Source organism: Streptomyces sp. MMS24-W38 (genome assembly GCF_059889265.1).
On the sequence record NZ_JCBCPP010000001.1, the window covers coordinates 5,844,576 to 5,865,908 of the forward strand.

General features: G+C 72.2%; 22 protein-coding genes and 2 pseudogenes. 15 read left to right on the forward strand and 9 right to left on the reverse strand.

The window, feature by feature from the left end:
- The first annotated feature begins 48 nt into the window (after nucleotides 1–48).
- The 4 genes and pseudogenes from AC6F7H_RS25560 to AC6F7H_RS25575 all read left to right on the forward strand — a co-directional run bounded on the left by AC6F7H_RS25560 (nucleotide 49) and on the right by AC6F7H_RS25575 (nucleotide 3,673).
- A complete protein-coding gene (locus tag AC6F7H_RS25560) occupies nucleotides 49–678 on the forward strand; it encodes a PadR family transcriptional regulator (protein WP_500759303.1) in 630 nt (209 codons plus the stop codon).
- A gap of 164 nt (nucleotides 679–842) precedes the next feature.
- Nucleotides 843–1,323: pseudogene (locus tag AC6F7H_RS25565) on the forward strand (peptidase); the annotation flags it as partial.
- A 134-nt stretch (nucleotides 1,324–1,457) separates the two neighbouring features.
- Nucleotides 1,458–2,471 (forward strand): EamA family transporter, encoded by a 1,014-nt coding sequence (locus AC6F7H_RS25570; protein WP_500759304.1) that lies wholly within the window; start codon nucleotides 1,458–1,460, stop codon nucleotides 2,469–2,471.
- A 248-nt stretch (nucleotides 2,472–2,719) separates the two neighbouring features.
- Nucleotides 2,720–3,673 (forward strand): DMT family transporter, encoded by a 954-nt coding sequence (locus tag AC6F7H_RS25575; protein WP_500759306.1) that lies wholly within the window; start codon nucleotides 2,720–2,722, stop codon nucleotides 3,671–3,673.
- Nucleotides 3,674–3,725: 52 nt separating this feature from the next.
- Here the strand turns inward: AC6F7H_RS25575 and AC6F7H_RS25580 are convergent, their stop codons facing one another.
- Nucleotides 3,726–4,409: a pyridoxamine 5'-phosphate oxidase family protein gene (locus tag AC6F7H_RS25580; RefSeq protein WP_500762049.1), complete on the reverse strand. Its 684-nt coding sequence runs from the start codon at nucleotides 4,407–4,409 to the stop codon at nucleotides 3,726–3,728.
- Between the two features lie 35 nt (nucleotides 4,410–4,444).
- On the opposite strand from AC6F7H_RS25580, the gene AC6F7H_RS25585 reads away from it, so the two are divergent.
- Nucleotides 4,445–5,782: an aminotransferase class I/II-fold pyridoxal phosphate-dependent enzyme gene (locus AC6F7H_RS25585; protein ID WP_500759308.1), complete on the forward strand. Its 1,338-nt coding sequence runs from the start codon at nucleotides 4,445–4,447 to the stop codon at nucleotides 5,780–5,782.
- A 27-nt stretch (nucleotides 5,783–5,809) separates the two neighbouring features.
- On the opposite strand, the gene AC6F7H_RS25590 is transcribed toward AC6F7H_RS25585, so the two are convergent.
- Together AC6F7H_RS25590 and AC6F7H_RS25595 are read right to left on the reverse strand one after the other, a co-directional pair.
- On the reverse strand, nucleotides 5,810–6,286 hold the full coding sequence (locus AC6F7H_RS25590; protein ID WP_500759310.1) for a pyridoxamine 5'-phosphate oxidase family protein: 477 nt from the start codon (nucleotides 6,284–6,286) through the stop codon (nucleotides 5,810–5,812).
- A gap of 30 nt (nucleotides 6,287–6,316) precedes the next feature.
- Nucleotides 6,317–6,811: a Rieske (2Fe-2S) protein gene (locus AC6F7H_RS25595; protein ID WP_500759312.1), complete on the reverse strand. Its 495-nt coding sequence runs from the start codon at nucleotides 6,809–6,811 to the stop codon at nucleotides 6,317–6,319.
- Nucleotides 6,812–7,072: 261 nt separating this feature from the next.
- On the opposite strand from AC6F7H_RS25595, the gene AC6F7H_RS25600 reads away from it, so the two are divergent.
- Both AC6F7H_RS25600 and AC6F7H_RS25605 read left to right on the forward strand, forming a co-directional pair.
- Nucleotides 7,073–7,837 (forward strand): HipA family kinase, encoded by a 765-nt coding sequence (locus AC6F7H_RS25600; protein WP_500759313.1) that lies wholly within the window; start codon nucleotides 7,073–7,075, stop codon nucleotides 7,835–7,837.
- The gene (locus AC6F7H_RS25605) at nucleotides 7,834–8,217 is read left to right on the forward strand and encodes a DUF3037 domain-containing protein (protein WP_500759314.1); all 384 of its coding nucleotides are present in this window, start codon (nucleotides 7,834–7,836) and stop codon (nucleotides 8,215–8,217) included. The genes AC6F7H_RS25600 and AC6F7H_RS25605 overlap by 4 nt, the downstream gene beginning before the upstream one ends.
- Nucleotides 8,218–8,254: 37 nt before the next feature.
- On the opposite strand, the gene AC6F7H_RS25610 is transcribed toward AC6F7H_RS25605, so the two are convergent.
- The gene (locus AC6F7H_RS25610) at nucleotides 8,255–8,749 is read right to left on the reverse strand and encodes an excalibur calcium-binding protein (RefSeq protein WP_500759315.1); all 495 of its coding nucleotides are present in this window, start codon (nucleotides 8,747–8,749) and stop codon (nucleotides 8,255–8,257) included.
- 529 nt (nucleotides 8,750–9,278) lie between these two features.
- Between AC6F7H_RS25610 and fabG the strand changes: the two genes are divergently transcribed.
- From fabG to AC6F7H_RS25635, 5 genes are all read left to right on the forward strand, one after another.
- A complete protein-coding gene (gene fabG / locus AC6F7H_RS25615) occupies nucleotides 9,279–10,043 on the forward strand; it encodes a 3-oxoacyl-ACP reductase FabG (RefSeq protein ID WP_109381079.1) in 765 nt (254 codons plus the stop codon).
- Nucleotides 10,044–10,055: 12 nt separating this feature from the next.
- Entirely contained in the window at nucleotides 10,056–10,814 is a 759-nt protein-coding gene (locus AC6F7H_RS25620) for an SDR family oxidoreductase (protein ID WP_500759316.1), read from the forward strand.
- Nucleotides 10,815–11,092: 278 nt separating this feature from the next.
- Complete coding sequence (locus tag AC6F7H_RS25625; RefSeq protein ID WP_500759317.1) at nucleotides 11,093–12,685, forward strand: ABC transporter substrate-binding protein; 1,593 nt, start codon at nucleotides 11,093–11,095, stop codon at nucleotides 12,683–12,685.
- A 114-nt stretch (nucleotides 12,686–12,799) separates the two neighbouring features.
- Entirely contained in the window at nucleotides 12,800–13,483 is a 684-nt protein-coding gene (locus AC6F7H_RS25630) for a uracil-DNA glycosylase (protein ID WP_202281407.1), read from the forward strand.
- 108 nt (nucleotides 13,484–13,591) lie between these two features.
- Nucleotides 13,592–14,128, forward strand: a complete 537-nt coding sequence (locus AC6F7H_RS25635; RefSeq protein ID WP_500759318.1) for a hypothetical protein — start codon at nucleotides 13,592–13,594, stop codon at nucleotides 14,126–14,128.
- Between the two features lie 52 nt (nucleotides 14,129–14,180).
- On the opposite strand, the gene AC6F7H_RS25640 is transcribed toward AC6F7H_RS25635, so the two are convergent.
- The 3 genes from AC6F7H_RS25640 to AC6F7H_RS25650 form a co-directional block, all read right to left on the reverse strand.
- Entirely contained in the window at nucleotides 14,181–14,681 is a 501-nt protein-coding gene (locus AC6F7H_RS25640; protein WP_500759320.1) for a hypothetical protein, read from the reverse strand.
- A 113-nt stretch (nucleotides 14,682–14,794) separates the two neighbouring features.
- Entirely contained in the window at nucleotides 14,795–15,304 is a 510-nt protein-coding gene (locus AC6F7H_RS25645; RefSeq protein WP_500759321.1) for a DinB family protein, read from the reverse strand.
- 43 nt (nucleotides 15,305–15,347) lie between these two features.
- Nucleotides 15,348–15,938 carry a TetR/AcrR family transcriptional regulator gene (locus AC6F7H_RS25650; RefSeq protein WP_500759322.1) on the reverse strand — a complete coding sequence of 197 codons (591 nt, stop codon included), beginning with the start codon at nucleotides 15,936–15,938 and terminating at the stop codon, nucleotides 15,348–15,350.
- A gap of 140 nt (nucleotides 15,939–16,078) precedes the next feature.
- Between AC6F7H_RS25650 and AC6F7H_RS25655 the strand changes: the two genes are divergently transcribed.
- Together AC6F7H_RS25655 and AC6F7H_RS25660 are read left to right on the forward strand one after the other, a co-directional pair.
- Nucleotides 16,079–17,434: an FAD-dependent monooxygenase gene (locus AC6F7H_RS25655; RefSeq protein WP_500762051.1), complete on the forward strand. Its 1,356-nt coding sequence runs from the start codon at nucleotides 16,079–16,081 to the stop codon at nucleotides 17,432–17,434.
- On the forward strand, nucleotides 17,431–18,339 hold the full coding sequence (locus AC6F7H_RS25660) for a Gfo/Idh/MocA family protein (RefSeq protein ID WP_500759323.1): 909 nt from the start codon (nucleotides 17,431–17,433) through the stop codon (nucleotides 18,337–18,339). Before AC6F7H_RS25655 ends, AC6F7H_RS25660 begins: the two co-directional genes overlap by 4 nt.
- Here the strand turns inward: AC6F7H_RS25660 and lnt are convergent.
- On the reverse strand, nucleotides 18,260–19,837 hold the full coding sequence (gene lnt, locus AC6F7H_RS25665; RefSeq protein WP_500759326.1) for an apolipoprotein N-acyltransferase: 1,578 nt from the start codon (nucleotides 19,835–19,837) through the stop codon (nucleotides 18,260–18,262). The genes AC6F7H_RS25660 and lnt overlap by 80 nt on opposite strands.
- A gap of 113 nt (nucleotides 19,838–19,950) precedes the next feature.
- Nucleotides 19,951–20,405, reverse strand: a pseudogene (locus tag AC6F7H_RS25670) (nuclear transport factor 2 family protein).
- A gap of 136 nt (nucleotides 20,406–20,541) precedes the next feature.
- Between AC6F7H_RS25670 and AC6F7H_RS25675 the strand changes: the two are divergent.
- Nucleotides 20,542–21,282, forward strand: a complete 741-nt coding sequence (locus tag AC6F7H_RS25675) for an SDR family NAD(P)-dependent oxidoreductase (protein WP_109381069.1) — start codon at nucleotides 20,542–20,544, stop codon at nucleotides 21,280–21,282.
- The last annotated feature ends 51 nt before the right edge of the window (nucleotides 21,283–21,333 follow it).

Sequence of the window (21,333 nt, forward strand, 5' to 3'; positions counted from 1 at the left end):
TCGTTGAGGTATCGCGACAGATCAACGATGGAATGGAGAGTGGTTGCGATGCGTACCCATGGTTGCGAGCACGGCCAGGGCGGCCCGCGGGGCGTCCGGAGCGACTTCGAGCGGCTGCGGGCCGCGTTCGGGCCCTTCGGTCCCTCGGGGCCCGGTGGTCACGGTGGCCCCGGCTTCGGCCCGGGTTTCGGGCACGGCCCCTGGGGTGGTGGCCGAGGGCGTGGCGGGCCGAGGGGAAGGGCACGGCGCGGTGACGTGCGGGCCTCGATCCTCGCCCTGCTGAAGGATCGCCCGATGCACGGCTACGAGATGATCCAGGAGATCGCCGAGCGCAGTGGCGGGGCGTGGAAGCCCAGCCCCGGCTCGGTGTACCCCAACCTGCAGCTGTTGGAGGACGAGGGGCTGATCATCAGCCAGTCCGAGGGCGGCAAGAAGCTGTTCGCGCTCACCGACACCGGTCGCACGGCGGCCGAGGAGGGTCCGGAGGCACCTTGGGAAGAGGCCTCGCGCGGGGTCGACTGGGAGGCGCTGAGCGAGATCCGGCAGGCCGGGTTCGGTCTGATGGAGGCCTTCGGACAGGTCTGGAAGACCGGCAGCAAGGAGCAGCGGGAGAAGGCGCTCGCCGTCATCAACGAAGCCCGCAAGAAGCTGTACCTGATCCTCGCCGACGACGACTGAGGCGGGTGCGCGGCCCTGAGGAAAACTGAGGGAACCTGAGGAAAACAGCCTGATTCTCCTTCTCGAGGAGGAGAGTCAGGCCCGGCGTGTCCGCTTCCCGTGGGACAGGAAGATGCTCCCCGCCGGGGATGCCCCGGACCTGCGGGGCTGATGGGGTGAAGGATGTGCAATCCCGTATTCCCCGGCAGCCGGCCCACGAGGCCCAGGAGCGGGGTGTTCGCCGCGCGGACCACGGTGCCGGACTCGGTGCGGAGCCGGCGGCGGTGGTCGCCGGTGCCCGCCGCAGGGCGCTCAGGGACGCGGACCGGCAGATCGACACCGTCCATCTGCTGCACTCGCTGCTGGAGTCCGATGCCGAGGTGCGCGCGGTCTTCGGTGAGGGCCCGCGGACCGCCCGGCTGCTCGGCTGTCTGGTCCAGCGCAGCATCGGCTACGGCCTGCGCTGGCAGAGCGCCGTCGAGGACTCCGACGTGGTCCCGGTGGTGACGGAGGCCGCCGGTTTCTCGCCGCTCGCCGCGGCCCGCATGGCGTACGCCCGCGAACGTGCGGCACACCGCGAGGGGACCGCCGCGTGGCGTGGACCTGCTCGCGGCGATCATCGTGGACCCGCAGGCCCGTGCCGTCGAGGTGCTCGAGCGCGCCGGATCGACTCCCGCGCCCTGCTCGCCCGGCTCGAGACGTGGACCGGCGACCCGGCTCACTGAAAACGGAGGGAGCCGCCGTCCAGCAAGTGAGACAGGAGCCATGGGGGTGACGCTCCTGTCGACGCCTGACATCATGTGCCGGTGTCTACCTCTGTCAGCACCCGGAACACCCTGGGCACCCGTGGGAAAGGCGTGGGGCTCGGCCTCGCGTTGTTGTCCGCGGTGGCCTTCGGCGGATCCGGTGTCGCCGCCAAGCCGCTGATCGAGGCGGGACTGGACCCGCTGCACGTCGTCTGGCTGCGGGTGACGGGCGCGGCCCTGGTCCTGCTGCCGCTGGCGGTGCGCCACCGGGGGCTGCTGCGCAGCCATCCGGCGCTGCTCGCGGGGTTCGGACTGTTCGCCGTCGCCGGCGTCCAGGCCTGCTACTTCGCGGCCATCTCCCGTATCCCCGTCGGCGTCGCACTGCTCGTCGAGTATCTCGCGCCCGCGCTCGTCCTCGGCTGGGTGCGGTTCGTCCAGCGGCGGCCGGTGACCAGGGCGGCGGCGGTCGGTGTGGTCCTGGCGGTGGGCGGACTGGCCTGCGTCGTGGAGGTGTGGTCGGGCCTCGGTTTCGACGTCCTCGGATTGGCGCTCGCGCTCGGCGCCGCCTGCTGTCAGGTCGGGTACTTCGTCCTGTCCGACCAGGGCAGCGACCACGGCGACCGGGCGCCGGACCCGCTCGGGGTGATCGCCTACGGTCTGCTCGTCGGCGCCGCCGTACTCACCCTCGTCGCCCGTCCGTGGTCCATGGACTGGTCGGTGCTCGATGGCAACGCGAGCATGGACGGCACCCCGGTCGCGGCCTTCGTGCTGCTGGCCTGGATCGTCCTCGTCGCCACGGTCGTCGCGTACGGCACCGGAGTGCTCTCGGTGCGGCGGCTCTCGCCGCAGGTCGCGGGGGTCGTGGCCTGCCTAGAAGCGGTCATCGCCACCGTGCTGGCCTGGGTTCTCCTCGGCGAACACCTGTCGGCGCCGCAGCTCGTGGGCGGCGCGGTGGTGCTGGCGGGCGCGTTCATCGCCCAGTCCTCAGCGCCGGCCAGGAACTCCGAGGGGCCGGTGGCGAGCGGAGGACCCGAAAGGGAGTTGTCCACGCCCGGAACTGCCGCCTAAGGTGCTGATCATGCATGCGCGCGCACTCGTTCTTCCGCCTCCCGCCGCCTGAGGCGGGTCCACAGCTCCCTTCGCCCGGCGCGCCGCCGGGCCTTGCGGTGCTGCCCGCAGACGCAGTCCGCGGACCCCGTCGACCCGGCTCGACCCGGGCCTGATCCGGGGCTTCCTTCCTTCCTTTCGCGTAGTGCGCGCACCGCCTTGAGGGGCGCGTACCCGCGCGTATCTGTGTGCATCTGCGGAGAGAACACGTGTCGAACGCCGTATCCGGCCTGCCCGTCGGGCGAGGCCTGCTCTATCTGATCGTGGCCGGTGTCGCCTGGGGCACCGCCGGCGCTGCCGCGTCGCTGGTCTACCGGGCCAGTGACATGGGCCCGGTCGCCCTCTCCTTCTGGCGCTGTGCGGCCGGACTCGTACTGCTGCTCGGGGCCCGGGTGCTGCTCCCGCGCACCCGGAACGTGCCCGGGCCCCTGGGCCGCAGGGTGCGGCGGGCCGTGGCCACCGGGGTCGCGCTCGGCGTGTTCCAGACGGCCTACTTCGCCGCCGTCGCCGCCACCGGACTCGCCGTGGCCACCGTCGTCACCCTCGGCGCGGGACCCGTTCTGATGGCGCTCGGCGCACGGCTGCTCCTGGGGGAGCGGCTCGGCCGGGGTGGGAGCGCCGCCGTCGCCGGGGCGCTCGCCGGGCTCGTCGTCCTCGTCCTCGGGGGCGGGGAGGCGGTCGTGGACCCGTGGGGCGTGCTGCTCGCGCTCCTGGCCGCGGCGGGCTACTCCGCGATGACGCTGCTCACCCGCTGGTGGGGGCGGGACGGCGGGTTGGACGCCTCCGGCGCGACGGTCGGGGCGTTCGCCGTCACGAGTGTGCTGCTGCTGCCGTTCGCCGCGGTCGAAGGGCTGGTCCCGCACACGGGCGACCCCGGTCTGCTGCTGTGCCTCGTGGCGTACGTCGCAGCGGTCCCGACCGCTCTCGCCTACGGCCTGTACTTCGCGGGCGCGGCCGTCGTACGGTCGGCCACCGTGTCCGTGATCATGCTGCTGGAGCCGGTGAGCGCGGCGGTGCTCGCCGTCGCCCTGCTCGGGGAGCGGCTCACCCGGGCCACGCTGGTCGGCACCCTGCTGATGCTGGGCGCGGTCGCGGGGCTCGCGGTGGGCGAGGCACGGCTCGCCCGGGCCCGCAGGACGGAGGACGACGCGGTACCGGCGTGACGGCGAGGGCCCCGGGTCCCCGTGCGGCGCGGCCGCCCGGGGCGGCGCCGGGTCACAGGGCCGCCAGATACTCCGGCAGCTCCGTGCCGGGGGCCAGACCGGGGTCGGCGAGCGGGGTGCCGTAGCCGCGACTCAGGGGGACGATGCCCGCCCAGTGGGGGAGAGCGAGGTCCTCCGGCTCGTCGTTGACGCCGCCGGTGCGGAGCTTGGCGGAGACCTCGGTCAGGTCGAGACGGATCACCGCGGTGGCGGCCAGCTCCTTCTTGTCGGCCGGGCGGGAGTCGGCGGCACGGCCGGGGACGACCTGATCGACCAGGGCGTCCAGCGACCGCCGCTTCTCCTCGGGGTCGGTCACGTCGTGCGCGAGGCCGTGCACCACCACGGAGCGGTAGTTGAGCGAGTGGTGGAAGGCGGAGCGGGCCAGCACCAGCCCGTCCACATGGGTGACGGTCAGACAGACCGGGAGGCCGGACTCGGCCCCGCCCACCGCGCGCAGCGGGCGCGAGCCCGTCGAACCGTGCACGTAGAGCCGCTCGCCGACCCGGGCGTACAGCGTGGGCAGCACCACCGGCGCGCCGTCGCGGACGAAACCGAGGTGGCAGACGTACCCCTCGTCGAGTATCGCGTGCACCAGCTCCTTGTCGTACGCGGCGCGGTGGGGGGAGCGGGTGGGGACGGTGCGCTCGGTGGGCGGGTAGCTGGTGGCGGGCTGCTGCGGCGGCCGGGTCCCCTGCATGGCGTTCTCCATTGCACTAGTGCATAATTGATTTTGTGCTAGGAGAGTATCGGATCAGCGGGCGGCGCGCAGCGGAGATTGCGGCGAGCATTGAGCGCGCGGTGGGTGAAGGGGACCTCAGACCGGGTGAACTTCTGCCCCCGATGCGGGAGTTGGCGGAACGGCTCGGTGTGAATCCCAATACCGTCGCGTCCGCGTACCGGACCCTGCGCGAGCGCGGGGTGATCGAGACCGCGGGCCGACGGGGGAGCCGGGTGCGGTCCAAACCGGCCACGACGGCGCGCGACTTCATCCGGGTGGAGGTGCCGCCGGGCGTACGGGACGTGTCCGACGGCAACCCGGATCCCGCGCTGCTGCCCCCGCTGGCCGAGGCGTTCGCCGCCGCGGCCGGGCAGGGGGACCGGGAGCCGGTGCTCTACGGGCACGCTCCCGTGGAGCCCGGACTGGCGCGGCACGCACGCGCCTGGCTGGACGCCGACGGCGTTCCCGACGGTCCCGTCGCCGTCGCCTCCGGTGCCCTGGACGCCGTGGAGCGGGTGCTCGCGGCCCACCTCAAGCAGGGGGACGCGGTCGCCGTGGAGGACCCGGGATGGGGAAGCGTGCTGGACCTCGTCCCGGCGCTCGGGCTGCGGACCGTCCCGGTCGGTGTCGACGACGAGGGGCCGCTCCCCGATGACGTACGGCGTGCGCTGGCGGGCGGGGCGCGTGCGCTGATCGTGACGGACCGGGCGCAGAATCCGACCGGGGCCGCACTGAGCGCAACGCGCGCGCGTGCCCTGCGGGCGGTGCTCGCGGACCACCCGGAGACGCTGCTGATCGAGGACGACCACGGGCACCACATCGTCGACCTGCCCCTGCACCCCCTCGCCGGCCCCACCCGTAGCTGGGCCTTCGTGCGTTCGGCGGCCAAGGCGTACGGCCCCGACCTACGGCTCGCCGTGCTCACCGGGGACGCGGTCACCCTAGACCGGGTGCGCGGGCGGCAGCGGCTCGGGCCGGGCTGGGTCAGCCGTACCGTCCAGCGCGCGGTGCTTCGGTTGTGGACCGGCAGCGCGGTGGACCCGGGCGTGGTGGCTGCGGAGTACGGGCGGCGCCGGGACGCCCTGATCGAGGCGTTGGCCCGGCAGGGGGTCACGGCGCACGGGCGCAGCGGTATGAACGTGTGGGTGCCGGTGCCGGACGAGACCGGCGCCGTCGCACGGCTGCTGCACGCGGGCTGGGCGGTGGCCCCCGGCGCCCGCTTCCGGATGAGCTCACCACCGGGCATCCGCATCACCGTGTCGACGCTCACGGGGGACGAGATCGGCCCCCTGAGCAAGGCGGTCACCGCGGCGATCGGACCGGACACGCCGGAGTCCAGGACGTACGTATAGGACCTCTCGTACGGACGACCCCTCAGTTCAGCCCACCTGGCGAGCGCCCAGTTTGCGGAAGTCCCAGGACACGATCTTCTCCGGGGTCAGCCGCATCCAGGCGTGCCGGCCGTCGTGCGGCATCTCGTCCAGGCCGAAGTTCTTGCGCGCGAACAGGGTCTCGGGGACGTCGAGTTCGGCGCGGAGTTCGCCGGTGCGCGGTATCTCGCCCACGAACTCCATCCGCCCGGACAGCTCCGCACCGCGCAGTTCGTCGTACTCCTCGCCGGTGTCCACCACGATCGCCACCCGCGGGTCCCGGCGCAGGTCGGCCCAGCGCTTGGAGCGCACCACGGAGTACAGCCACAGTGAGGCGCCGTCCCAGGCGAACCAGAGCGTGCTCACATGCGGCGCGCCGTCGGCCGACACCGTGGCGACCCGACAGGTGCGCTGAACGGTGAGGAAGTCGTCCAGTTCGCCCGGCGTCATCATGATCTTCCGGCCCCGGCGCTGCGTGGCGGTCATGCGGTCCCTCTTTTCTCACATGGACCAGGCTCACGCGAGCCTGATCGAGTCCCCGCTGACGGTGATCTCCACGGACGGCAGCGGCGCGGTCGCCGGGCCGCCCTGCACACTGCCGTCGGTGATAGAGAAGTTACTGTTGTGGCAAGGGCAGTTGATGACTCCGTCGGCGACGCTCTTCACCGCACACCCCTGGTGGGTGCAGGTCGCCGAGAAGGCCTTGAACTCGCCCGCCGTCGGCTGGGTCACCACCACCTTGCTGTCGGCGAAGACCTTCCCGCCACCCTCGGGGATGTCGGCGACCGCGGCGAGCTCGGCCCCGGCCGCGTTGCCGCCGCCCGAACCTCCGCTGCTCGTCTCGTTGTTGTCCTGCGGGCTGCTGGACGCGCCGGAGCCCGCGGACGAGTCGGAGGCGTCGTCGGAGCCTCCGCAGGCGGTCAGCGCGGCGACGAGGCCCGCCGCTCCGGCCGCCGCCACGACGGTACGACGGGCAGGCCCCGATGCGAGCTGATGCGATGCGCTGGTCATGCGGGTGTGTCCCTTCCGGGGAGGTTGCGTGATCTGGCAAGAGGTACGGTCAGCGGGCCCACGTCGTTCAGGCCGTGCAGAGAGCTTGACCCGCGCCCGGTCGGAGGGGCGTAAGGCACAGCCGTCGTTTCGCTGTCGGCGTGACGCGATGCACTGCCGCACGGAGACGAGCGCCGCCCGCGCCGGCCGAAACTCCCCGGAGCACGAGGATCTTGGGGAGGTCGTGGATTGCAAGGTCAAGGGATCGCGTAGCCTGGCGAAATGCTGACCGAGGTCACCGCCACCCGCTACATCACGCCCCTGCGCGAGGGCGGCTCGCTGCCGGGACTGGTCGAGGCCGACGACCTCGGCACCTACGTCCTCAAATTCACCGGTGCGGGTCAGGGGCGCAAGACCCTGGTCGCAGAGGTCGTCTGCGGGGAACTCGCCCGCCGACTGGGGTTCCGGGTACCGCGCCTGGTGACGGTCGAACTCGCCCCGGTGCTGGGGCTGGGTGAGCCCGACGAACAGGTTCAGGAACTCCTCAAGTCCAGCGGGGGCACCAATCTGGGCATGGACTTCCTCTCCGGCGCGCTCGGCTTCGACCCGCTCGCCTTCGAAGTGAGCCCCGAAGAGGCCGGGCGGGTCGTCTGGTTCGACGCGCTGGTGAACAACGTCGACCGGTCCTGGCGCAACCCCAACCTGCTGAGCCGGCACGGCGAGCTCTGGCTGATCGACCACGGCGCCACCATGATCTGGCACCACAACTGGCCCGGCGTCGAAGCGTCCGCCGCCCGCCCCTACGATGCCTCCGACCACGCCCTGAAGACCTTCGCGCCGGATGTGGCCGCCGCGGCGGCGGACCTCGCGCCCCGCGTCACCGAGGACCTGCTCGGCGAGGTCACCGCACAGATTCCCGACGTATGGCTGGTGGACGAGCCGGGATTCGACACCCCGGACGAGCTCCGGCGGGCCTACGCACGGCCCCTGCTCGCCCGCGCGGCCACCGTCCACCAGTGCGTCCACGGCCTCGGGGAGGACGAGTGAGCGACCGGCACGTCTTCGAATACGCGCTGCTGCGGGTCGTACCGCGCGTCGAGCGCGGCGAGTGCGTCAACGCGGGGGTACTCGTGTACTGCCGTCACGAGGCGTTCGTCGGGGCACGCACCCATCTCGACGCGGCCCGGCTGCTGGCCCTCGACCCGCACGTGGACCTGGCCGGTGTACGGGCCGCGCTGCGTGCCGTCGAGGGAGTGTGCGCCGGTGGGGAGGCGGCGGGCCAGGCCGCCGGTGACGACGCCGGGCGGCGCTTCCGCTGGCTGGTCGCGCCCCGCTCCACCGTCGTCCAGCCCGGGCCCGTGCACACCGGGCTCACCGCCGATCCCGTGGCCGAGGTGGAGCGGCTGCTCGACCTGCTCGTGCGCTGAACCGGCAACACCCTTGTGGTGGGGGCCGGTCCGGGGGTCAGCGCCGACGGCGCCTCACCACGTAGCCGGCCGCGGCGGCGGCACCCGCCGCGAACGCCAGGCCGATTTTGATGTCCCAGTCGCTCGGCCCGGTGTCCGAGGAGCCGCCCAACCCGCCTTCCACACCCCGCGTGGGCGCGACCGAGGCGGGAGCAGTGGGAGCCGGAGGCGTCACCGCGGGGATCGTGGGCGTCACGGGGCTGGTGGGGGCCGCGACGGGAGTCGCGGTGGTGGGCGCGGGTCGGGGAGAGCTGGTGGAGGAAGTGACGGGGGCGCCCCGGCGGGGAAGCGCCTCGCAGGCGATGTCGTCGTCCGGGCCCTGCTCCTCGTCGAGTCCGTTGGGATCGCTCCGGTCCAGGTTGAACAGGGCCTGCGCCTCCTCCTGGTAGGTGAAGTCCCGGCAGTTCAGATCCTGTGCGTGAGCGGTGTGGGTCGACGGCACGGTCGCGGCGAGCGCGATCAGTATGCCGAGAGCACCGGTGCGACGGCGCATGGAGCGCCTCCTTTCCGGCCGCGAGTGGTTACTCCGGCCGTGAGTGGCTCGCGCTTCGACGCTAGGGCCTGTCCGACGGATCAACCCGCAGACGCGGTGGGCCGGCACGTTCGTCCGCGGTGTTGTCGGTCGCTCATCGACGCCCCGCGTCGACGCCCTTCTCCGCCGTGCGGCTGGACGCATCAGCCCACGCTCACCTGCGCCGATGGGCACCGCCGATTTCCTGCGACCTGATCCGCCGGGCAGGTCGCAGGAGAGCCCCCGCACCGGGACGTGCAGCCATAGGCCGATCGGGTGGCACGGGCGGGGCCGCGGGGCGGGTCCGGGCGGGGCCCCGGGGCGGGACGGCGCCGACCGGGGCACAGTCCGCTCGGGGGTGGCGGCCCCGGGGAATGGATCACACAGCAGGATGTGCCGTTGACACCGGGTGCCAGGGCTTCTAGCGTCACGTCTGCTGACGGTACTAAGCGGTCGCTCACTGACGGGGCGGGCCGCAGGAGCCGCATCCCAAGGGCGAGGAGAAGCAGCAATGTCCACCATTGAGCAGCAGCGGGTCGCGGTCGTCACCGGTGCCGCGCGCGGTATCGGCGCCGCCACCGCCGTACGGCTGGCCGCCGAGGGCCACGCGGTCGCCGTGATCGACCTCGACGAGGGTGCGTGCAAGGACACCGTCGAGAAGATCACCGCCGCCGGTGGCAAGGCTCTCGCGGTCGGCTGCGACGTCTCGGACGAGGCGCAGGTCGAGGCCGCCGTCGCACGCATCGCCGGGGAACTCGGCGCGCCGACCATCCTGGTCAACAACGCGGGTGTGCTGCGCGACAACCTGCTGTTCAAGATGAGCGTCGCCGACTGGGACACCGTCATGAACGTGCACCTGCGGGGCGCTTTCCTGATGTCGAAGGCCTGCCAGAAGCACATGGTGGACGCCGGCTTCGGCCGCATCGTCAACCTGTCCTCCTCCTCCGCGCTCGGCAACCGCGGCCAGGTCAACTACTCCGCCGCCAAGGCGGGTCTGCAGGGATTCACCAAGACCCTCGCCAAGGAGCTCGGCAAGTTCGGTGTCACGGCCAACGCCGTCGCCCCCGGCTTCATCGCCACCGAGATGACCAAGGCCACCGCCGAGCGCGTCGGCATGGGCTTCGACGACTTCAAGGCCGCCGCCGCCACCCAGATCCCGGTCGCCCGCGTCGGCGAGCCGGAGGACATCGCCAACGCCATCGCCTTCTTCACCGGCGAGGCCGCAGGATTCGTCTCGGGCCAGGTGCTGTACGTGGCCGGCGGACCGCTCGACTAGGGAATACGTGACATGACTTCAGTGGAACTCTCGGGCAAGGTCGCCCTGGTCACCGGCGCCAGCCGCGGCATCGGTCGCGGCGTCGCCGAGGCGCTGGTCGCACGCGGCGACCGCGTCTGCATCACCGGCCGCAGCGAGGACACCCTCAAGGAGGCCGTCGAGCAGCTGGGCGCCGACCGGGTCATCGGCGTGGCCGGAAAGGCGCACGACGAAGCGCACCAGGCCATCGCCGTCGAGCGGACGATGGAGGCCTTCGGCCGGATCGACTACCTCGTCAACAACGCCGGCACCAACCCGGTGTTCGGGCCGATCGCCGACCTCGACCTGAACGTGGCGCGCAAGGTCTTCGAGACCAATGTGATCTCGGCGCTCGGCTTCGCCCAGCGCACCTGGCACGCCTGGCAGAAGGACCACGGCGGAGCGATCGTCAACATCGCCTCCGTCGCGGGCATCGCTCCCTCGCCCTTCATCGCCGCTTACGGCGTCAGCAAGGCGGCACTGATCAACCTGACCGCGCAGCTGGCCCACGAGTTCGCGCCCGGGGTGCGGGTCAACGCGATCGCCCCGGCCGTGGTGAAGACCAAGTTCGCCCAGGCACTGTACGAGGGCAGGGAGGAGGAGGCCGCCGCGGCCTACCCGCTGGGCCGGCTCGGCGTGCCCTCCGACATCGGCGGCGCCGCCGCGTTCCTCACCTCGGACCAGGCGGACTGGGTCACCGGCCAGACGCTGGTGGTCGACGGCGGCATCTTCCTGAACGCCGGCGTGGGCTGAGACCGCGTCATCCGCGTCGCCGGCGTGATCCGCCGGACAGCCCGGGGCTGAATCGACGAGGCTGAGCCACAAGGACTCCGGTACGGGCGTTCGTTGACGAAACGGCGCCCGTACCGGCGTTTTCGAAGACACGTGGACCGCTGACAACGTAGTCAACGCAGAGTGACAACATCATCTACAACGAGTTGATCTCAACGAGCGTACGTGGGAGGGCCACAGAGCGGAATACCGCGGTATCGTCTGCCGACTCTTGGGACGGCAGATCGAGGAGTGTGCGCGTGTTCAAGCGGAATCGATGCCTGCGAGGGGTGGCGGTCATCGCGTCCATCGCGTCGATATCGTCCTTGGCCGGATGCGGTGTGCTGGCGTCCGACACCCCGGACGACCAAGGGCCGATCGTCATGGGGACCACCAGCTCGCCCAGAACGCTGGACCCGGCAGCCTCCTGGGACAACTCCTGGGAACTGTTCCGCAACGTCTACCAGACGCTGCTGAGCTACCCGGTCGGCGCGAGCACGCCCCAGCCGGACGCAGCCGAGAGCTGCGAATTCTCCGACGATTCCCATCAGGTGTTCCGCTGCGAGCTGCGTGAGGGCCTTGAGTTCTCCGACGGCAGCGCCCTCGACGCCAAGGCGGTCAAGCACTCCATCGACCGGATCCGCAAGATCAACGTCAACGGCGGCCCGGCCGGGCTGCTGGGCAGCCTCGAACGGGTGCAGGCACCGAGCGACCGCGAAGTGGTCTTCCACCTCAACAAGCCCGACGCGACGTTCCCGTTCGTGCTCGCCACGCCGGCCATGTCGATCGTCGCCCCGGACGCATACCCGGCCGACGCCCTGCGCGAGCAGTCCGACATCGTCGGCTCGGGGCCGTACACCCTCCGGTCCTACGACGAGGGCAAGGAGGCCCGGCTCGTCCGCAACGACCGCTACAAGGGCTTCGCCGACCTCAAGAACAGCGCGGTGACGGTCCGCTACTTCCAGGACTCCGCCACCATGGTCAAGTCGCTGCGCGAGGGGCAGATCGACCTGACCTACCGCGGTCTCGCCGCGGACGACGTCGTCGAACTCCAGGGCCAGGCCTCCAAGGAGGAGGAGCTCCAGCTGGTGGAGGGCGCCGGGAACAGCATCAACTACCTGGTGTTCAACCCGAAGGACCCGTGGGCCGGCAAGAAACCGGTGCGCCAGGCGATCGCCCAGATCGTCGACCGCGGGGCGATCGCACACATGATCTACAAGGACACCGTCGACCCGTTGTACTCGATGGTCCCCAAGGGGCTCACCGGCCACACCACCGGCTTCTTCGACGACTACGGCGAGCCCAGTGTCGACAAGGCCCGGAAGATCCTCACCGCGGCGGGCATCAACGAGCCGGTGCCGCTGACCTTCTGGTACACCACGGACCGCTACGGCTCCGAGACCAAGCTGGAGTTCAAGGAGCTGGAGCGCCAGCTGGAGGCCTCCGGGCTGTTCGAGATCACCCTCAAGAGCCGTCCCTGGAAGACGTACGTCACGGGCTACCAGAAGGGCGAGTATCCGGTCTTCGGGCGCGGCTGGTCCCCCGACTTCCCGGACGCCGACAACTTCATCGCCCCGTTCGTCGGCAAGCAGAACGCGCTCGGCACACCCTACGAGGCGAATGAGATCAGCAATGTGCTGCTGCCGCGGTCCCGCCGGGAGAGCGACCGGGGCAACGTCGTGAAGGACTTCGAGGTGGCCCAGCAGATCCTCCTGGACGACGCCCGGCTGCTGCCCCTGTGGCAGGGCCGGCAGTACGTGGCGGCGAGCCGCGACATCTCGGGCGCCGAGCGGGCGCTGGACCCGGCGACGATCATGATGGTGTGGCAGCTCTCCCGCAAGACCAGCTGGTAGGAACCGGCGGCGGCCCTCACGGGGCTGGTCCGGGGCCGGTCGGGAAAGGCGGTTGTCAGTGGTCACCTGTAGGTTTCGAGGCCTGGAAGTGACCACGATCGTGAGGACGTTGACGTGACCGACATCGCCATGCTGCCCGAGTCCTGGCGCGGGGTTCTGGGTGACGAACTGCAGCAGCCCTACTTCGAGCAGCTGACCGAGTTCGTCGAGGAGGAGCGGGCGAAGGGTCCCGTCCACCCGCCCCGCGAGGAGGTCTTCGCGGCACTGGACGCGACGCCGTACGACAAGGTGAAGGTCCTGATCCTCGGTCAGGACCCCTATCACGGCGAAGGCCAGGGACACGGTCTGTGCTTCTCGGTGCGGCCCGGGGTGCGGATCCCGCCGTCGCTGCGGAACATCTACAAGGAGATGCACGCCGAGCTGGGCACGCCCGTCCCGGACAACGGCTATCTGATGCCGTGGGCCGAGCAGGGCGTGCTGCTGCTCAACGCGGTGCTCACGGTGCGCGGCGGCGAAGCCAACTCGCACAAGGGGCGGGGCTGGGAGCGGTTCACCGACGCGGTCATCCGCGCGGTGGCCGACCGGCCCGATCCGGCGGTCTTCGTGCTGTGGGGCAACTACGCGCAGAAGAAGCTGCCGCTGATCGACGAGAGTCGGCATGTGGTGGTCAAGGGGGCGCACCCGTCGCCGCTGTCGGCGAAGAAGTTCTTCGGATCCCGTCCGTTCACGCAGATCAACGAGGCGGTGGCCGCGCAGGGCCACGAGCCGATCGACTGGACCATCCCGAACCTGGGCTGACGTCCTTCGGGGCGCGAGGTGTCACGGGGCGTCCCGGAGCGGCTTGATCTGGATCGTCCCTGCCTGCCGTAGCGTCGGCAGGGACAGCCGGCGAGCGGTGCGGAGGGCATGGTGACGAATCGGCAGGGGCAGGCGGCGCCGGACGCGGTGCTGACGCGGATCGGGCAGGGGGTGATGCTGCACCACGCGGGGGACCGCGTGGAGGCCCGGCACCGTTTCCTCGTCCTGTGGGCGGAGATCGGCGAGCACGGCGACCCCCTGCACCGCTGCACACTGGCCCACTACCTGGCCGACACCCAGGACGACCCCGGGGACGAACTGGCCTGGGACCTACGGGCGCTGGCGGCAGCGGAAGAGGTCGCCGACGCCCGCCCCGCCGGGTACGAGGGCGCCCCCGCCCTGCGGGCCCTCTACCCGTCCCTGCACCTGAACCTCGCCGCCGACTACGCCCGTCTCGCCCGCCCCGACGCTGCCCGCACCCACCTCAGCCGGGCCCGCGGAGCAGCCCGTACCCTCGCCGCCGACCGCTACGGAGACAAGGTCCGGGCCGCCATCCGGAGCATGGAACTCCTCCTGAGCGAGGCGGGTGCGGCAGGCGAGGAGGGGGAGACCGGGGGATGGGGGCCGCCGAGGGGGCGTCCCTAGGACGCTCGGAGGCCCGGGGCCCCGTCGGCCGTGCACGGTGCCGACGGCGCGGTCAACGCCCGTATGTCTCCTCACAGATGGCCGACTGCGGGCTGTCCGCCTGCCACTGGCCGTACTTCCTGCCCAGCGCACAGATGTCCGCCTGCTCCCGCAGGTCGCGGCGCACCTTCTCCGAGGCCTCGGAGGCATCCGGGGCGGGCCTTCTGGGTGGTGCGGTCCTTCCGGCGGCCGGGCGGGCGGGGGCGACCCGTCGGTCGCGGACGTCGGACGGCGCGGTCCGCTCCGGTACGGGCGCGGGTGCGGCGGGGGTGGCGCGCTGCGAGGGGGGCGCGGGCGGCTCCGTCGGCCGGGACGGAGCGATCATTTCCAGGGCCTCGCGCGCCGGCGCCTGAACGACCTGTGTCCGTGCCCTGCCGTCCAGGTGGGGCGCCGCCGGGTGGGACACGCCTGCCGACGGGCCGGCCACAGGGGGACGCTGGACCGTCACACAGCCCGCGAGAGCCGTGACCGCCACGGTCACCAGAAGCGTTGCAGTGGTCGTCTTTCGATGCACTCGCGTCACTCTGCTGGCTTTGACCGTCCGGGGGACGGTGGACTGGCGGAGGATCCCCCGCACGGGTGATCTCCGCCCCCTTTCGGGGGGCCGTGAACGTGCCGGGGGTGACGTCAGTCGCCGGTGGTGCCGTCGAGACGCTCGCGGATCAGATCGGCGTGGCCGTTGTGACGGGCGTACTCCTCGATCATGTGGATGTGGATCCAGCGCAGGTTGAACTGCTCGCCGCTGCGGTGCCTGCCCTTGGCCAGGTCGTCCAGTGAGACGTCGGCCGAGTTGCGCCGGGCGATGTCGATCTCGGTCTGCCAGGTGGCGTAAGCCTCCTGCCAGGTGTCCGCCTCGGTGAGGTGGAAATCGCCGTCCGGGTCGGCCTCGCTGTAGTAGATCGGGCCGGGGTCGTCCGCCGCGAGAACCTTGCGGTACCAGCTGCGCTCCACCTCCGCCATGTGCCGTACCAGCCCCATCAGGGACAGCTCGGACGGCGGCACCGAGGCGGTGCGCAGTTGCTCGTCGGTCAGGCCCTCGCACTTGTGGGCGAGGGTCTGGCGGTGGTACTCGAGCCAGTCCTCCAGCATGGTGCGTTCGTCGGCGGTGGTGGCGGGTTCACGGCGCTCGGTTGTCATGGGCGCATCCTTTCCGGTGGGCGACGCCCCGCGCCACACGTTTTCAGACGGCGAGCATCCCGTGCAGCAGTTCCCGCAGGTCCGCCCGTACCTCCTCCAGGGTCGGCACGCGCGCGCTGAAGGACCCGGCCACGCAGGAGAACATCAGCCCGTCGGCCCAGGCGATCAGCGACAGCGCGTGCCGGTCCGGGGAGGTGGAACCGAGCCCGACGACCAGGCCGGTGAGCTGGTCGCGGAACCGGGCGCCGGCCGCGTCGAAGTGGGCTCGCAGCTCGGGGCGGCGGGTCGCTTCCAGGGCCAGTTCGTAGCGGGCGAGGGTCAGTTCGCGATGACGCGTCAGGGCGCGGTGGGTGGCCAGCGCCATCGCGTCCAGCAACGAGTCGGTCCCGGCCCGCGGGTCCGGCATCTCGTGCAGTGCGAGGACGCGCGCCTCCCGCTCGGCGAGCCGCCGTACCGCCAGCTCCAGCAGCGCCTGCCGGGTGCGCGCCACGTTCGAGGTGGAGCCCTGGGGGAGTCCGGCCGCCCGGTCGACCGCACGGTGGGTGAGGCCGCGCATCCCGCGCTCGGCGAGCAGGGCGAGAGCGGCGTCGGCGACGAGGTCGGCGCGGGAGGCGCCTGCGGTGCGTACGGACATGAGGGTCAAACTACCCGCAGCACTACAGCCGTAGTACAGTCGACCCCGGGGTGACTACAGCTGTAGTCATCGGGGTCTTGAAGCCGACAGGCCGACAGGCCGAGGAGCAGCGGAACCGAGGAGGAGCCGTGGCACAGGTGATGGGCAAAGCCGTAGTGATCGGCGGTGGGATCGGCGGCCTGACCGCGGCGGCCGCCCTGCACCGGCGCGGGGTGAAGGTGACCGTGCTGGAGCGGGCAGGCTCACTCGAGCCGGTCGGCGCGGCCATCTCCCTCGCCCCCAACGCGCTGCGCGGGCTGGACGCCATCGGACTCGGCGACGGCGTCCGGGCGCTGTCCGCCTGGCAGGGCGACGGGGGCCTGCGCGCACCCGGCGGGCGCTGGCTCTCCCGGTCCAGCGCGGCGGCCGCCACCGAGCGCTTCGGCGGACCCCTCGTCCTGCTCCACCGCGCCACCCTCATCGACCGGCTGGCCGGGCTGCTCCCACCGGACACCGTCCGCACGGCCGCCGCCGCGCACCTCATCGATCCGGGCGACCCCGGCGACCCCACCCGGCCCGCCCGCGTGAGCACCCCCGACGGCGAGCTGGAGGCCGACCTGGTGGTGGCCGCCGACGGCGTCCACTCCGCCGTACGCCACCTGCTCTTCCCGGACCATCCCGGGGCCGTGTACGCCGGCTTCACCACCTGGCGGACGGTGATCCCGCTGCCCGGCGTGCGGTTCGCCTCCCACGAGACCTGGGGCCGGGGCCGCCTGTGGGGCACCCATCCGCTCAAGGACGGCCGCGTCTACGCGTACGCCGCGGCCCTGGCCCCCGCCGGGCAGCACGCCCCCGACGACGAGCGCGCCGAACTGCTGCGCCGCTACGGCGACTGGCACGACCCGATCCCCGCCGTACTGGCCGCCGTCCGCCCCGAGGACGTGCTGCGGCACGACGTCCACCACATCACCGAGCCGCTGCCCGCCTACCACCACGGCCGGGTCGCCCTGGTCGGCGACGCCGCGCACGCCATGCCCCCCACCCTCGGCCAGGGCGGCAACCAGGCCGTCGAGGACGCGGTCACCCTCGCTCACCACTCCGGTGACCTGCCCGCCTACACCGCCGCCCGGCTGCCCCGTACCACCGCCATCGCCCGCCGGGCGGTGCGGGCGGCCCGCCTGAACATGATGACCAACCGCGCCGGGATCGCCGTACGCGACACCGCGATCGCCGCGCTGTCGAAGGCCGGACCGGCGCTGCTCCTGCGGAGCTTCGACGACATCGCCGCCTGGCGACCCCCGGCGGCGGACGCCGTATCCTTTCCGGCATCCTTTCCGGCATCCTTTCCGGCATCCTTTCCGGCATCCTTTCCGGCATCCTTTCCGGCATCCTTTCCGGCATCCTTTCCGACAGACGAGGACGAAGCCCGCGCCGCGGGCGACAACCGGGACCGGGACCGAGGCCGGACCGCGGACCGGACCCGCGACGGACAACCGCTGGAGGAGAACACCCCGTGAAGGTCGGCTGCATCGGACTCGGCGACATCGCGCAGAAGGCGTACCTTCCGGTGCTCGCCACCCGGCCCGGCGTGGAGCTGCACCTGCAGACCCGCACGCCCGCGACACTCACCCGGGTCGCCGACGGCCTCCACCTGCCGCGCGGACAGCGGCACGCCGACCTCGACGCCCTGCTCGCCCAGGATCTCGACGCCGCCTTCGTGCACGCCCCGACCCAGGTCCACCCGGAGATCGTGACCCGGCTGCTCGAGGCGGGCGTACCGACCTACGTCGACAAGCCACTCGCCTACGAACTCGCCGACTCCGCACGGCTCGTGTCCCTCGCCGAGGAGCGGAACACCAGCCTCGCCGTCGGCTTCAACCGGCGCTTCGCCCCGGGCTACGCGCAGTGCGCCGACCACCCGCGTGAGCTGATCCTGCTGCAGAAGAACCGGATCGGGTTGCCGGAGGAGCCGCGCACGATGATCCTCGACGACTTCATCCACGTCGTCGACACCCTGCGCTTCCTCGTTCCCGGGCCGATCGACGACGTGACCGTGCGGGCCCGCACCGAGGGCGGACTGCTGCACCACGTGGTGCTCCAGCTCGCCGGGGACGGATTCACCGCGCTCGGCGTGATGAACAGGCTCAGCGGCTCGGCCGAGGAGATCCTCGAGGTCTCCGGCCAGGACAGCAAACGGCAGGTGGTCAACCTCGCCGAGGTGATCGACCACAAGGGCCAGCCCACCGTCCGGCGGCGCGGGGACTGGGTGCCGGTGGCCCGGCAGCGCGGCATCGAACAGGCGGTGCTCGCCTTCCTCGACGCGGTGGGCGAGGGCAGGACGCTCAGCGCCCGGGACGCGCTGGCGACCCATGAGCTGTGCGAGCGTGTGGTGCGTGCGGTGCGGGAGCGGTCCGCCGCCTGAGCCGCAGGGTCCGTATGCTCTCGGCCGCCCCCCAGACGGCCAGCACCAGCAGTGCCGCCTGCGGCGGCCAGTCGCCGAAGCGCACGTAGGGCGTGGTCCCGTGGGAGAGCGGGACGTCGTACACCTGCGCCGCGCTCGCGTCCGTGCCGAGCCACGGGCCCACGCGCGCGCCGTCCGGGCCGTGGACGGCGGACACACCGGTCAGCGTCGCGTGCACCATCGGGCGGCCGGTCTCGGCGGCGCGCAGCGCGGCGAGCGAGGCGTGCTGCCCGGGTGCCCAGCTCTGCTGGAACGTCGACGTCGACGACTGGGCGAGCAGCACATCGGCGCCGTCCCCGGCCAGATGCCGGCTCATGTCCGGGAACGCGGACTCGAAGCAGACCATGGGACCGATCCGCAGCCCGCTCCCCGCATCCATCAGCACCTGCTCCGAACCGCGCCTGCGGTCCTCGCCCGCCGCCTCGCCGACGGAGGTGGCCCAGCCCAGCAGGGAACGGGCCGGGACGTACTCCCCGAACGGAACCAGCCGCATCTTGTCGTACCGGTCACCGGTGAGTCCGTCCGGGCCGACCAGCACCGAACTCTTGTAGATGCCGGGCTGGTCGGAGCGCCGCGCGTCCACGTTGACCAGGAGCTCGGCGCCCGTCGCACGCGACAGCGCGGCAAGACGTCGCGCCAGGTCGGGCCGGGCACCGAGGTCGAAACCGACGCTGCTCTCACCCCAGACGACCAGGTCGACGTCCCGGCCGGCGAACTCCCGGGTGAGCTGCTCCTCGCGGTCGAAGCGCCGGTCCGCACCGTCCGGCCCGGAGACGACCCCCGGCTGGACCACCGCGATCCTGGCCCGGCCGTCGGCGTCCGGGAGGGGCATCCCCACCCACGCGGCGGAGGTGACCACGCCCGTGGCGACCAGACCGGCCACGGCCGGCACCCGGGCCTGCCGCACCACGAGGAGCACGGCCACGGCCACGTTCAGCACCACCAGCAGAAAACTGAGCAGCCAAGTCCCGCCGGCCGACGCCAGCCGCAGCGCCGCGCCCACCTGCCACTGACTCGCACCGAGCACGCCCCAGGGGCCGCCCAGCGCCTCCCAGGAACGCACCAGCTCGACGACCAGCCAGCCCGAGGGCAGCACGACCAGCGCGGCCCCGACCCTCCCCCGCGACGGCACCCCGCCCAGCAGCCGTCGCACCAGCCACCCCCAGGGCGCCCACAGCGCGCCCAGCAGGGCCGCGAGGACGAACGTGAACACATGAAGGTTCGGCAGCAGCCAGTGGTGCATCGCGAACATGAAACCGAACCCGCCCCACCAGCCGTCGTACGCGGCGCGGCGGCCCGTGGGCGCGGAACGCGCCAGCAGAATCCAGGGCACCAGCGCGACGTAGGCGAACCACCACAGGGACGGGGCGGGGAAGGCGAGGACGGGCAGGGCTCCCGCGCCCGCGGCGACGACCGAGCGCCGCCACGGGGAGACGAGCCAGTGGCCGGACGACTTCAACGGCGCCTCCCTGTCCCGTGTATGCCTCCAGTGTGCGCCCCGGGCAAGATCCGGGACAGGGCGCGTCGGGCTCAGTGGACCGCAGGTGCCGTCGGCCGGCCGGGTGGGCGCCGTCATTTCTCCCGCACGACCACCTCGTGCAACCGCCGGCCGCCGTCCGTGCGCAGCATCGCGAACGAGCATCGCTCCCTCCGCACACGAAGTCCGGCGCGGCCGGCCCACCGTCGGCCCCCGCCGTGCCCGGCGGACTGACGTAGTCGGCCTGCACCCGAGCCGTGTCGCCGGTGTCCCGCTCCCAGACCCCGAAGCGCACCCGCCGGTTCACGATCAGGTGCTGCCGCACCGGAAACACCCACAGGCTCTCCGCGAGCCACGCCGCCACCTTTCCGGCGTCGCCCTCGATGCCGCCGGCCGAGCGGTGGTCGGCCCGCCCGTCCGCGGTGAACAGCCCTCGGTACGCCTCCCAGTCCCCGTCGTCGACCGCCACCGCGTACTCGGTGACGACCCCCGCCGACGGCCAGTCGGCCAGCCGGTCCCTCACGGTCGCAAGCTCCGCACGCTGCGTCATCGGTTGTTTCCAACGGCTTGGCCAAGGTCGGCCCGGAACCAAGAGGTGGGCGCGGATGTTCGTATCCCCACGAGGAGGTTCCCGCGGTCTGGGAGCCTGGGGATCTTCGGTTCGGGCTCCAGGCCAGGAGGACTTCATGAAACGTCTCGTCACCGTGGTCACCGGTGGTAGCCGGGGGATCGGGGCCGCGACCTGTCTGCGGCTCGCGGGGGAGGGGCACGACGTGGTGGTGGGTTATGTACGGGACGCCTCGGCCGCGGAGAGCGTGGCCGCCGGGGTGCGGGCGGCCGGTGCACGGGCCGTCACCGTGCGGGGGGACACCGCCGACGAGGGGGACGTCGACCGCCTCTTCGACGTGGCGGAGCGGGAACTGGGGCCGGTCACGGGGCTGGTGAACAACGCCGCGGTGACCGGGCCGCTGGGGCGGTTCACCGAGGTCGACACCGCGACCATGCGCCGGGTCGTCGACGTCAACCTCATGGGGACACTGCTGTGTTCGCGTCGCGCCGCACAGCTGATGACGTCCCGGGGCGAGGGGGTGATCGTGAACATCTCGTCGGGGGCCGCCACCCTCGGCAGCCCCGGTGAGTACGTCCACTACGCGGCGACCAAGGCCGCCGTCGACGCCCTCACGGTCGGGCTGGCGAAGGAACTCGGTCCGGTCGGCATCCGTGTCAACGCGGTCGCCCCGGGCGTGATCGACACGGACATGCACGCCGCCATGGGCGCCCCGGACCGGGCGTGGGAGGTCGCCGCCGCGGTCCCGCTGCGCCGCCCGGGGCGGGCCGAGGAGATCGCCGCGGCGGTCGCCTGGCTGATGTCGCCGGATGCCTCATATACGACGGGGGCGGTGCTGCGGGTGGCGGGCGGGCGCTGAAGCGCGCGTTCCGGTGCGCGGGTGGGGGGGCGGTGGCGAGGCTGCGAGGGC